The 9,165-nt window shown below is 58.6% G+C and carries 12 protein-coding genes; 5 read left to right on the plus strand and 7 right to left on the minus strand.

What is annotated here, in order from left to right; all coding sequences use genetic code 11:
• Positions 1-289: 289 nt before the first annotated feature.
• Positions 290-496 carry a hypothetical protein gene (locus HRF49_05460; protein MEP0814095.1) on the minus strand — a complete coding sequence of 69 codons (207 nt, stop codon included), beginning with the start codon at positions 494-496 and terminating at the stop codon, positions 290-292.
• A 238-nt stretch (positions 497-734) separates the two neighbouring features.
• On the opposite strand from HRF49_05460, the gene HRF49_05465 reads away from it, so the two are divergent.
• The 3 genes from HRF49_05465 (at position 735) to HRF49_05475 (ending at position 2,591) form a co-directional block, all read left to right on the plus strand.
• Positions 735-1,340 (plus strand): class I SAM-dependent methyltransferase, encoded by a 606-nt coding sequence (locus tag HRF49_05465; GenBank protein MEP0814096.1) that lies wholly within the window; start codon positions 735-737, stop codon positions 1,338-1,340.
• 67 nt (positions 1,341-1,407) lie between these two features.
• Positions 1,408-2,094, plus strand: a complete 687-nt coding sequence (locus HRF49_05470; GenBank protein ID MEP0814097.1) for an SRPBCC domain-containing protein — start codon at positions 1,408-1,410, stop codon at positions 2,092-2,094.
• Between the two features lie 86 nt (positions 2,095-2,180).
• Entirely contained in the window at positions 2,181-2,591 is a 411-nt protein-coding gene (locus HRF49_05475; protein MEP0814098.1) for a hypothetical protein, read from the plus strand.
• A gap of 146 nt (positions 2,592-2,737) precedes the next feature.
• Here the strand turns inward: HRF49_05475 and hypD are convergent, their stop codons facing one another.
• Both hypD and HRF49_05485 read right to left on the minus strand, forming a co-directional pair.
• Positions 2,738-3,883 carry a hydrogenase formation protein HypD gene (gene hypD, locus HRF49_05480; protein ID MEP0814099.1) on the minus strand — a complete coding sequence of 382 codons (1,146 nt, stop codon included), beginning with the start codon at positions 3,881-3,883 and terminating at the stop codon, positions 2,738-2,740.
• Entirely contained in the window at positions 3,880-4,167 is a 288-nt protein-coding gene (locus HRF49_05485) for a HypC/HybG/HupF family hydrogenase formation chaperone (GenBank protein MEP0814100.1), read from the minus strand. Before HRF49_05485 ends, hypD begins: the two co-directional genes overlap by 4 nt.
• A 114-nt stretch (positions 4,168-4,281) precedes the next feature.
• Here HRF49_05485 and HRF49_05490 point away from each other — a divergent pair, with 114 nt between their 5' ends.
• Positions 4,282-5,214 carry an esterase-like activity of phytase family protein gene (locus tag HRF49_05490; protein MEP0814101.1) on the plus strand — a complete coding sequence of 311 codons (933 nt, stop codon included), beginning with the start codon at positions 4,282-4,284 and terminating at the stop codon, positions 5,212-5,214.
• A 17-nt stretch (positions 5,215-5,231) separates the two neighbouring features.
• Here HRF49_05490 and prfA read toward each other — a convergent pair whose 3' ends face one another.
• The 4 genes from prfA to HRF49_05510 all read right to left on the minus strand — a co-directional run bounded on the left by prfA (position 5,232) and on the right by HRF49_05510 (position 8,849).
• Positions 5,232-6,305 (minus strand): peptide chain release factor 1, encoded by a 1,074-nt coding sequence (prfA, locus tag HRF49_05495; protein ID MEP0814102.1) that lies wholly within the window; start codon positions 6,303-6,305, stop codon positions 5,232-5,234.
• Complete coding sequence (locus tag HRF49_05500) at positions 6,295-7,440, minus strand: DUF1385 domain-containing protein (protein ID MEP0814103.1); 1,146 nt, start codon at positions 7,438-7,440, stop codon at positions 6,295-6,297. Before HRF49_05500 ends, prfA begins: the two co-directional genes overlap by 11 nt.
• A 75-nt stretch (positions 7,441-7,515) precedes the next feature.
• Complete coding sequence (gene rpmE, locus HRF49_05505) at positions 7,516-7,734, minus strand: 50S ribosomal protein L31 (protein ID MEP0814104.1); 219 nt, start codon at positions 7,732-7,734, stop codon at positions 7,516-7,518.
• A gap of 143 nt (positions 7,735-7,877) precedes the next feature.
• Positions 7,878-8,849, minus strand: coding sequence for an ABC transporter permease (locus HRF49_05510; GenBank protein MEP0814105.1), 972 nt, complete (start codon positions 8,847-8,849; stop codon positions 7,878-7,880).
• A 63-nt stretch (positions 8,850-8,912) separates the two neighbouring features.
• On the opposite strand from HRF49_05510, the gene HRF49_05515 reads away from it, so the two are divergent.
• On the plus strand, positions 8,913-9,165 hold a 253-nt coding region (locus HRF49_05515), incomplete at its 3' end, for a VUT family protein (protein MEP0814106.1).

Here is a 9,165-nt window from a genome sequence, read left to right on the forward strand (position 1 = left end):
TCGAAAACACCGTTCCCGCCACGCTTGAGCAGTACGACTACAATTACTCACCGGCAGGATTGCCCAGCAACACGTTCGGGTACACCAGGGCCGAGACGACGACGGGGAAATGTACCCGGGGCTTTCAGCCCCGGATATCGCGGGCTGGAAGCCCGCGCTACATCACGCTTTCGACCGGCTCAACCGGATCAAGCAGGAGAAGATGACCAACGGCGGGACGCCCCGCTTCCAGTTCGACCATACCTACGACAGCGCCGGGAACCGCACCAACCTGACGATTGCGGGGAACCTATACCCCGCACGCAACTTCAACTACACGTTCAACGCCCAGGGACGGCTCACCCAGATAACCGAGAACACGAACCTGAACAATTACGTCGCGGCGGTCACCACCGATACGGCGGGCAACATCACCCAGGTAGCCGAAACCTGGAACGGCGGCAACCAGCTGACCAATACTTTCGAGTACGACCACGAGAACAGGCTTCTTGAGCACAACATCGCATCGGTCGGCGTGACCGTCGAGCATGCATACGACGGGCTTGGCAGGAGGCCCGCCGTCCCGGCGGGAATTTGCTGGCGGGACAGATATGGATTCCCGGCACCGCAATGCCGGTGCAATCCCACAATTTACGCGATGCCGCGGCCTTGGAAGGCCTCGCTCCAGAGAATCGGCGCAATCCCAATGGGGCGAGCCTCTGCTCTGCTACACTTCACATCGGAGGCTCACGCTTATGTTCCACACGATCTCGGATGCAATGAAGGAGCGGATGGCGAAGCTCGCCGCGATGGACCGGGGCGAGCTGCCCGCGCCGCCGCCCGGCCGGCTGTGGAGCGTGCCGGCGGAGACCGGGCGGTTTCTGGCGCTTCTGGCCGCGGCAGCGCCCGAGGGCAAGTGCATCGAAATCGGCGCGTCCGGCGGGTACTCGGGGCTGTGGCTGTCGCTGGCGATGAAGGAGCGCGGCGAGAAGCTGACGACGTACGAAATCGACCCGGCGCGGGCGCTGGTGGCGTACGAGTCGTACCGGGCGGCGGGCTGCAGCGAGCAGGTGGAGCTGGTTATCGGCGACGCCAAAAAGCGGCTGGCGGACGAGATTGACCCGAACAAGCCGCCGGACATCGCGTTCTGTTTCCTGGACGCGGAAAAGGCGGACTACGGTGAGTTCTACGGGATGATCGTGCCCCGGCTGGTCAAGCGGGGAATCCTGGCGGCGGACAACGCGATAAGCCACCGGGACGAGATGGAGGAGTTCCTGGCCGAAGTGGATGAGGACGTGCGCGTGGACTCGCTGGTGGTTCCCATCGGAAGCGGAGTCCTCGTCTGCCGGAAATGCGGGTAGATCGCCAAAATGAAAGTGCGGCAAACGGGGTATGAATTACGGGCAATCTTCCCCCGGAGGAAACGGCATGGCTGCAAAACCAGAGGCGGCGGCCGCACGCTCGATTAGCGACGATGCGGTGCGCAAGGCTACAGGCAAGAGCTGGGAGCACTGGTTCAAGGTGCTCGACAAATTCGACGTGCAAGCGAACGGCCACAGGAACGCGGCGTATCACCTGTATGAAAAGCATAACGTTCCCGCCTGGTGGAGCCAGATGGTGACGGTCGAGTACGAGCGCGCCCGCGGCCTGCGCCAGGTGAACGAGCGGCCGGACGGATTCCAGATTTCGGTGTCCAAGACGATCGCCGCGCCCGCATTCGAGGCGTTCGACGCGTGGGCGAAGGCGGCGAAGCTGAACAAGTGGTTCACGACGGGGGCGAAGCAGAAGTTCGAGGAGGGCGGCGCCTACTCCAACGGCGACAACGACAAGGGCGTTTTCAGGCGGATCGTAATGGACAAGCTGATCCGGTTCACATGGGAGAACGAAAAGCACTCGCCGGGCACGGTGGTCGAGGTGCAGTTCGAGGCGAAGCCCGGCGGCAAGTCGGTTGTCCGTGTGATTCATTCGAAGCTATCGGACAAGAAATGCGCGGACGATATGAAGACCGGCTGGAAATGGGCGCTTGACAGCCTGGCGAGCTACCTGGAAACGGGCAAGGGAATCAGGTATGAGAAGTGGGACGAGTCGCGAAAGGCCGCCGCGGGGCGAAAGTAGCCGCCTACGGACGGATTGCGGGCGGTTCGACAGGTTTTTTTCTTTCCGGGCTGCAGATACTTGACATATGTTTTGTATTCGATACAATGGCGCACCCCTGTCGGGGAACAACACATTTTCCGGAGGTATGGCATGTCGTACAACACAATCTGTCACGTCGAATTCTGGGCGCCCGACCTGGCGAAGGCCAAGGCGTTCTACGGAGCGCTTTTCGGCTGGACGTTCCAGGATATGGGAGACATGTACGTGGTCTTCCAGACGGCCGAGGGCAGCCCGGCGGGGGATTCTCGAACCACGAGGGCGGCAAGCCCGGCGGCTCGCCGTGCGTTTACATCCTGGTCAAGGAGATTGAAGACTACACGGGGAAGATCGCGGAGCTCGGCGGAAGAGTCTCGATGCCCAAGACCGAGATTCCAAACATCGGCTGGTCGGCGATCTTCGAGGATCCGTTCGGCAACTCGGTCGGGCTCTTCCAGAGCGCGATGCAGGAGGGCTAATCCCCCGGCACAATCGGCGAAAGACATTTAATGGCGGTCAGGCGCGACCGGGCCGCCTTTTTTTTCGGCGCGGAATTCAAGGCATTCAACCGTAACTTGAGGTTAATTAATCGGATCTTCGGGTGGCGGGCGCACGCGGTGCGCCCCTACGTTCCCTTCCCCGCGTACCTGTAATACGTCGAGCACGTTCCTTCGCTTGAAACCATGCACGCGCCGATCGGCTTTTCCGGGTCGCAGCCCTTTCCGAACAGCGGGCATTCCGTCGGAAGCGACTTGCCGATCAGCACATCGCCGCAGCGGCACAGCGGGTTGTCGCGCGACTCGCCCGAGGTTATTTCAAACCGGCGCAGCGCGTCGTAGTCTTCGTACTGCGCGTTGAGCTTCAGCCCGGAGCGCGGGATGACGCCGATTCCGCGCCACTCCGCGTCGCAGGGCATGAACACGTGCGAAACTACGGCGCGGGCGTGCATATTTCCCGCGGGCGGGACGGCGCGCGCGTACAGAATTTCGACCTGCGCCCTGCCCTCGCGGATCTGCGCAAGGAGCGCGGCGATTCCGGAAAGGATGTCCACCGGCTCGAATCCGGCTATCGCGCAGGGGATTCCGAAGCGCTCGGCGATGGGCTTGAAAGGTGCGGCACCGGTGATCGTGCTCACGTGGCCGGGGAGGATGAATCCGTGCAGGTTCAGATCGGGATTTTTGCAGAGCGCGGCGAGCGCGGGCGGGACGACTTTGTTGGCCGCGACGATCGTCAGGTTGCGGATGCCAAGGGACTTCGCGCGTTTCAGCGCGTACGCGATGCCGGGCGTCGTCGTTTCGAATCCCACGCTGAAGAACGAGACCTGACGCTTCGGATTGGATTCCGCAATCGCGATCAGCTCCATCGGCGAATATACGAGCCGGATGTCCGCCCCCTCCGCCTTGAGCCGTGCGAAGGACTTTACGGTGCCTGGAACCTTTACCATATCGCCGAAAGTGGCGAACGTGACGTCCGGCCGGGATGCGATCGCGAGCGCCGCGTCGACGTCGCGCACGGACGTGACGCAGACCGGGCAGCCGGGGCCGGACAGCAGCCGCAGGCCGGGGATGGTATCGAGGATGGAGCGCAGCCCGCTGCGGAAGATGCTGACGGTGTGCGTGCCGCACACTTCCATCAGGTTGATCGGCTGTCCGCCGCTGAATTTGCCCGATGCGTCGCCCGATTGAATCGCGGCGGCGAGCAATCGTATCCTTTCGACGAGCGAGCGGGCAACCTCCGGATTCCTGAAACCGGCGAGGAAATCGCCGCTCATTTCGGGCCGCTCCCGTCCCCCGGACTGCCCGAATCAAGCCCGCAATCCGGCGCGCCGAGCATTTCGGGCACGGCTTCAAGATACTCTCGAAGCAAGTTCAGCGATTCCTCGGCCTCCTCCTCCGAGAGCCGCTGAATTACAAAGCCCGTGTGGACCAAGCACCATTCGCCGACGGCTATATCGGGCAGAAGGCCGATGTTTGCGCGCTGGGACAGCCCGGCGATTTCGAGGACCGCCTCGTCGCCGGAGATATCGACCACTTTGCCTGGAACGGCAAGGCACATAAGCGAATTATACGGGAAGGAGCCGCGGCAGGCGTCCGGGTATAGGCGGGTTATCGGATATCAAGGAATTACTCGCGGCAAGCAGGCCAGGTTTGCGACGGCGCGGATTTGCGGATGCTAGAATCGCACGTTATGAGTTTCAAACCCGGGTTTTCAAGGCTTTCGGTTCTTCAGATATCGGCGGTTGCGCTTATTGCGGCGGCATTATGGATTGCCGCCAATTTCAAGGCAAAAGGCAAGGCCGATTTCGACTTTACGGTGACCCCGTCAAGATGGGAGTTCGCCGCGTTTATCGACGTCCCGCAATGCCAGGAACCGTCGGGCATCGCGATCGACGCCGATGCTGGCATCGTCTGGCTGGTGGACGACGGCGGGGCGAATCGCCCTGCGTCGCTGCAGAAATACAAGCAAATTACATCCGTCTCGCAGGGGGGCAAGGAGTATCCCGCTTTGGAATTCATTTCCAAGCTTGAGTTGGGGCGCGACCTGGAAGGCGTCGCCATTAACACTTCGAACGGGCGGATTTACGTCGCCGACGAATTCCGCGACAAGGTGTACGAAGTTGACGGCGATAAAATGACGCTGTTGCGCGCTTTCGTGGTCAAGCGTGAATTCAACGGGCGGATGGCTATAAAAAATGCGGGAAACGGAATTGAAGGTATCGCGTTCCGGCCTGAGCGCGGCGCGCCGCTGGGCGGGAGGTTTTATTTGGCGAACCAGGACGATCCGACGTGCGTACTGCGCGTTACGATTCCCAAGGAGGGGGGGGAGGATCCGAAAGTGCCGCTTCCGATCGAAATCGAATGGGTGTTCAAAGGCGAGCAAATAAACCTGGGAGACATAATGTGGAACGAGGCCGAGGGAACGCTTTGGCTTTCCCATGCTTGGAGCAACTTGCTTGAGATAATTAATCCCGATAACGCCATTGAAGAACCGCGGTGGGAGACCCTACCGGGCGCCGCGCAGGAGGGAATCGCACTTGACGGCGAGGGACGGTTGTGGATTGCGCAGGATGTGGGTGGAATAGCTGTTTATGATAAAAATTGAACGGCCAATACCGAAACCTATTCCCCTGCCTTCGCAAGCAATTTCGCCTGATAATCCTGCTGCAAAGGAATGATCAAATCATCAAGCGCCTCGCCGGATAAAATTTTATCCAGGTTGTAAAGAGAAATACCGATGCGATGGTCGGTGACGCGGTTTTGCGGAAAATTGTAGGTGCGGATTTTTTCCGAACGCTCGCCTGTACCGACTTGACCTTTCCTATCGGCCGCACGCTCCTGTGCAAGTCTTTCCTGCTCTATCTGATATAGGTGCGCCCGCAGGATTTTCATCGCTTTTTCCTTGTTTTGGTGCTGGCTTCGCTCGTCCTGACACGCAACCACGATTCCCGTCGGCAAGTGCGTCAAACGAACCGCGCTCGAAGTTTTATTTACATGCTGGCCGCCCGCACCCGACGAACGGTACACATCGATTTTTATGTCTTTCTCGGAAACCTCCACATCCACCTCTTCCGCTTCGGGAAGCACCGCGACCGTCACGGTACTTGTGTGGATGCGGCCGGAGCTTTCCGTTACGGGCACGCGTTGTACGCGGTGGACGCCGCTTTCGAACCGCAGGCTGCGATAAACGTTCGTGCCGTGAACTTCGGCGACGACCTCCTTCACGCCGCCGATTCCTATGTCGTTCATATCGAGAACGGACATACGCCAGTGGTGAATGTCGCAATATCGTTGATACATCCGCAGCAGCTCGGATGCAAAAAGCGCGGATTCCTCACCACCCGCGCCTGCGCGGATTTCGATGATGACATCTTTCTTGTCGTTGGGATCTGAAGGAGCCAAAAGCGTTTTCAGCTCGGATTCAAGCTCGTTCATTTTGGCCGCGAGCTTTTCGTTTTCCTCGCGAAGCATCGCCTCGAGTTCCGCGTCGCCGGCCGATTCCATCACCGCCCGGTTTTCTTCTAACAATGCGGAAAGACTTTTGTATGCGCGAAACGGCGCAACGAAATCTCCGAGGTCGCTGTATTCTTTGCTTTTCTTTATATAAAGCTCGCGGTCCGAGATTATTTCCGGATCGGCGAGTTCCCGCTCAAGCGCGGCGTACCGGCTTTCAATTTCCTCGAGCTTATTCCACATTCATTTCGCCCCCATCTCCTGCCGCAGCCATTATCGGCTCCGACTCATCCGATTTGTGTTCCTCTCTGGAAACTTCCGATTCGCGGCCTTTAAACCTCACAGGACTTTCGAACGTGATTCGCGATACGTCAATCCCTTCCTCAACTTCCCGCACGCGCATCAGGCTGGCAAGGCCGCATTCAAGTTGGCCGCGGTCGGGCTTGCGCGTCGTAAGGCGCTGGAACGCCATACCGAAAGTCAAAAACCAGTCAACGAGCTTGATGTGCCTGTATCGAAACGCGTTTCTGATAATCTCGTAGCTGATTCCGGAAAGCACTGGAACGACGGCAAGACGCGTCGTGAGCCTGACCCAGAGCGGAGGCCAGGAGAGGCCGGTTCCGGCGTAAAACGTACGGACGATTATCGCGTCCGTCAAGCTCATAAGAATAACCATAAGTACAACCATTATCACGATAAAGCTCGTGCCGCATCTCGGATGAAGCGTATCGAACGATGCGATAAAGTCGAGCGAGTGATTGTCTTTGTCGCTTTCATGCGCGTTGATTACGGTGTGCTCCGCGCCATGGTATTCGAAAACGCGGCGGATTTCGGCGAGCCGCGATATGCCGACAATGTACCCGACGAATATCGCGAGCCGGATTAAACCTTCGACGACGTTTTTCACGAGCAGCGAGCCGATTCCGCCCGATTCGGAACCAGCCGAGCCGAGAACGCCGACGCTTCCAAGCCCTTGCGTAATCCAAGTGGGCAGCGCCTTGAAAATCACCAAGGCGAGCGCAAGCGACAATCCGATTACGATGTAGTCGAGTACTTTGTTTTTCGTCTTGGCCTGCTCGCCCAAATGCGATTGCGCGTATCTTTCCTGCGAAAGGTTGAGCGCCCACATTCCGAGCCCCAGCATATCCCAGAGAAGGAAAAAGCCCCGAACAAAAGGCGCTTCGATAAGCTTGCGGGGGAAGCTGGTCGTAACGGGGCGGTCGTGAACCTCGATCGTTCCGTCGCCGAGCCTCAAGGCGACTGCAGCGAGCTTTTTGCCGCGCATCATCACGCCCTCTATGACGGCCTGGCCGCCGTACGCGAAAGGCGCGGCCTCTGCAGCCCTGTCGGTACGCGCCACGTTGGATGAATTTGACACGGGATATACTACCTCAACGCCCGTACGAAAACGCGGCAGCCGGCTTGCCCCATATCGGCAAAATGGTTGGTGTACCTAGCCTTGCTTTTTTGCGCCGGCCATCGCAGCGCGGCGCTCGAATTTCTCTACACGGCCCGTCGTGTCCACGATGGTGCGCTTGCCCGTGAAGAACGGGTGGCAGGCGCTGCAAAGGTCTATTTTGAGTTCCTTGCGCGTGGAAAGCACCTTGTAGGTGGCCCCGCAGGCGCACCTCGCCTCGACTTCCGCAAGCTCTGGATGAAAGTTCTTCTTCATAGTTCCACCAAGCCGGCCAAACGGCCGGAAAAACGCAAATCCCGGCCTGGGCCGGAAGTTGGACGGGCATTATACCCAATCCGGGCTGGAATGCAAATCGGAAAAACGTATTACCGCAATTTCTCCCGGATTTGCCTATCTGACTATTCGTAGCGGATTCTCGGATCTATCCAGGCGTAGAGAACGTCCACCACCAGATTCACAAGCACGAATACTATGCTCATTACCAGAACCCCTCCCATCACGACCGGGAAGTCGCGCTGGTTTATGGCGTCCACCATCATCCGTCCCATTCCCGGCCAGGAAAAGACCGTCTCGGTAAGCACCGCGCCTGTAAGCAGGATGGCGAAGTTGTTGCCGATGACCGTGACTATCGGAATGAGCGCGTTTTTTAACGCATGTTTGATTACTACGACGCGTTGTGGAAGGCCTTTTGCGCGGGCGGTTCGGATGAATTCGAGATTCATCACTTCAAGCATCGAGCTTCGCACCATTCGGGCGATAATCGCCATCGGAATCGTAGCAAGCGTGATTGTAGGAAGAATCAAGTGACGGATGTTCTTGAGCCAAGGCGCGCCCTCGCTGAAATAACCGGAAACCGGGATAATCGTCGCAACCTGGCCTGCGGAAAGTGCGGCGTTGACATGATTCGCCAATATTTGCAGCATCAGGCCAAGCCAGAAGACGGGCAGCGAAATGCCTATCACAGCGACGACCATCATCAGATAGTCCCAAACGCTGTTCGGGCGCGCGGCGGAAACCAGCCCCGCAAAGACGCCGAAGACGATCGCGAATACCATCGCGCTTATCGTCAGGATAAGCGTCGCCTCGAATTTCTCCGACACGAGCTCGGAAACTTTGCGCCGCTTGACGTACGAGCGGCCGAGATCGCCTTTTATCGCCCTGCCTACGTACGTTCCGTACTGAACAATTACCGGCTTATCCAATCCCAGCTCGTGCCGGATACTGGCTTTTATCGCAGGATCCTGGTGCTGTCCCATAATCAGCTGGACCGGATCGCCGGGAATCAGATAGATCATCGAGAACGTGATCACGCTGATGCCGAAGAGCACCGGAACAAGCTGAAGCACACGGCGTAAAACGTATAGCGCCACGGCGGAAGTTTACCTCATGGCGCGCCTGACGTGCGCATTCGGTGTGTTTGTTATCATTCGGCCGTGCTTAAGATACATGCCACTTACGTGATCGTGCTTTACGTCGCGTGCGAGTTGATCGCGAATGTGACAGCGGGGAAAATCACTACGCTCGGCCCATTCACGGTTCCGGCGGCAATTTATATATTCGCCCTCACTTTCACGCTCATAGACCTGATCAACGAAGGATTGGGAAAGGAGGCCGCCCGCCGCGTGGTTTTCGCGGCGTTCGCGGCCAACATCCTTCTCGCGCTTTATTCGCTGGTCGTCGTCGCCC

Source organism: bacterium (assembly GCA_039961635.1).
Classification (GTDB): Bacteria; 4484-113; 4484-113; order JAGGVC01; family JAGGVC01; genus JABRWB01.

What these genes read in the sequence shown, in the direction of transcription:
- HRF49_05475 (MEP0814098.1), top strand. Translation starts at nt 2,181, where the DNA reads ATGGCGCACCCCTGTCGGGGAACAACACATTTTCCGGAGGTATGGCAT.
- HRF49_05490 (MEP0814101.1), top strand. Translation starts at nt 4,282, where the DNA reads ATGCTAGAATCGCACGTTATGAGTTTCAAACCCGGGTTTTCAAGGCTT.
- hypD (MEP0814099.1), bottom strand. Translation starts at nt 3,883, where the DNA reads ATGAGCGGCGATTTCCTCGCCGGTTTCAGGAATCCGGAGGTTGCCCGC.
- rpmE (MEP0814104.1), bottom strand. Translation starts at nt 7,734, where the DNA reads ATGAAGAAGAACTTTCATCCAGAGCTTGCGGAAGTCGAGGCGAGGTGC.
- HRF49_05465 (MEP0814096.1), top strand. Translation starts at nt 735, where the DNA reads ATGTTCCACACGATCTCGGATGCAATGAAGGAGCGGATGGCGAAGCTC.
- HRF49_05470 (MEP0814097.1), top strand. Translation starts at nt 1,408, where the DNA reads ATGGCTGCAAAACCAGAGGCGGCGGCCGCACGCTCGATTAGCGACGAT.
- HRF49_05485 (MEP0814100.1), bottom strand. Translation starts at nt 4,167, where the DNA reads ATGTGCCTTGCCGTTCCAGGCAAAGTGGTCGATATCTCCGGCGACGAG.
- prfA (MEP0814102.1), bottom strand. Translation starts at nt 6,305, where the DNA reads ATGTGGAATAAGCTCGAGGAAATTGAAAGCCGGTACGCCGCGCTTGAG.